The sequence below is a fragment of the Bradyrhizobium sp. UFLA05-125 genome (assembly GCF_059803515.1).
On the sequence record NZ_JBANBJ010000171.1, the window covers coordinates 1 to 1,600 of the forward strand.

Consider the following 1,600-nt stretch of genomic DNA (forward strand, 5'->3'; position numbering starts at 1 on the left):
CACTACGTCCGGGTGCTGAACCCATTGCGAAACCATGTCTTCAGCAGGATGCCCGTTTCTATTGTCCGGCATTTGGCTTACGTCCCGACCGCCTTAGTCTGGATATTCCTTCGCCTTGGCTTGTCGCGTGTCGAATATTTCAGATTACTTAGAGGATTCGCATTTCGCCATCTGCATCATATTGTGTTCGACCAGATGATTCCGCGCATTGCAAATTATTGGCGTAAGGATGAGGTCGAGTTACTCATGCAGCAGGCAGGCCTCAATGATATTCAGCTGTTTTGGATCAACGAAATGTCTTGGACAGCGGTTGGCTACAAGGCGGCGGAAACAATCTTTGGTATCGGGACGCCACAGACATCGGAAACCCATTCCAATTGATACGCTGTGATACAGAAAGCTGACAGGGAAATGGAATGCCGCTTAAAAGCGATCAGACGAGCGTAGCAGCTCGGGGTCATTGCTACGACGCCACATTCGCGGAGTATAGGGTACTCTCGAACAGGCTTTCCGCACGTGCCATAACACAGATCTTACGGAATAATCTTCCAATTGGGAGCGTTCTCGACGTTGAGGTGCGCAACTGTAACGTGGCTGAATGGAAGGCAAGTGGAGTCGGAGATATCCACGGATAGACGGTGATAGTGGGGCCGTGTCGGTTAGCTGCTCGGTCAGTAGTTCAAGAGCCTTCCAGGCTGCAGGACATTGGATCGCTCGTGACCTAAGCTTCGGCGTCCGCTGGTTAATTTTGGCGGCACCTCATGTCAATCGACACAGCGCGAAAGACAGAGAAACTGATAGTTCGGTAACGGGAGATTATCGAAGCCATTGTTCGGTGCAATTAGGGAAGCGGCGGCGTGCAAGAACATATGTCATTTGCCATAGCGATCCGCGGCAGGCACGTCGCGCTCGTCGTAGTCGCGGTATTGAGTGGGTTGAGCTGTTTGCCGTTTCTGCGAAGCATTATCATGCTCGGTGATGAAGGCGTACTCCTGCAAGGTGCGGATCGCCTGCTTCGCGGCGAAAAGCTTTATCGCGATTTTTTTCAGTTTCTGCCGCCAGGTGGATTTCTCTTAACTGCGGGCTGGTTTGGACTAACCAACGTTTCACTTTTCTCCGCGCGCTTGCTTGCAGCTTTCACATTCGTCGGAATTTCTTGCGTTCTCTATTGCGTAGCGCTTCGTGTCTCGCGCAGCACGTTAGCATCAGCTGTCGCCGTCGCCGCTTTCATCGTTATGTCGCAAGGCGCTTGGGTGCAAGTTAGCCACCATTGGTTTACGACGCTGTTCTGTATATCGGCGCTTTTCGGCGCACTCATGTGGATCCATACGCGTCGGCTTTCGTGGGTGATTTTCTCCGGTTTGGCTGGAGGAGCGGCTGCAATGATTACGCCGACTCGAGGTTCGTTGGCAGTGATAGCTGGCTTATTGGCGCTTACTGAAGGAAGACGATTTGATGTATCTGCTCTGACAAGTTACATGGCTGCAGCTGTAATTTTGCCGACGTTGTGCATAACGTATGTTGCCTTTCAAGGCGGGCTCGGTCCGGCCTTTAACTGCGTTATTGTCTACCCCGCGCTACATTATGGCAATATTCAGAG

General features: G+C 51.9%; 1 protein-coding gene and 1 pseudogene. Both read left to right on the plus strand.

The annotated features are described in order from the left end of the window. Positions 1-381: pseudogene (locus SO156_RS45780) on the plus strand (hypothetical protein); the annotation flags it as partial. 476 nt (positions 382-857) lie between these two features. After that, positions 858-1,600: glycosyltransferase family protein (locus tag SO156_RS45785; protein WP_498539457.1), on the plus strand; the 743-nt coding region annotated here is incomplete at its 3' end.